The 221-nt window shown below is 57.9% G+C and carries 1 pseudogene; it reads left to right on the top strand.

Annotation, left to right across the window (positions count from 1 at the left end):
* Positions 1-221 (top strand): annotated as a pseudogene (locus FDX22_RS31030) (oligopeptidase B); the annotation flags it as partial.

The following is a 221-nucleotide window of genomic DNA, read 5'->3' as shown; positions in this document are numbered from 1 at the left end:
GTAAAACGCGCGAAGTGGTCGGTATCGCCTTTGACGATCCGGCGTATGTGACATGGCTTGCCTATAACCCTGAGCCGGAGACCTCGCGCCTGCGTTATGGCTATTCCTCCATGACCACCCCGGATACGCTGTTTGAACTGGATATGGACACCGGAGAGCGTCGCGTGCTCAAGCAGACGGAGGTTCCCGGATTTGATGCGGCGAACTACCGCAGCGAACAC

The sequence above is a fragment of the Citrobacter sp. TBCS-14 genome (genome assembly GCF_005280805.1).
In the GTDB taxonomy this organism is placed as follows: domain Bacteria; phylum Pseudomonadota; class Gammaproteobacteria; order Enterobacterales; family Enterobacteriaceae; genus Citrobacter; species Citrobacter gillenii.
This window is presented reverse-complemented; position numbering and strand designations above follow the sequence as displayed.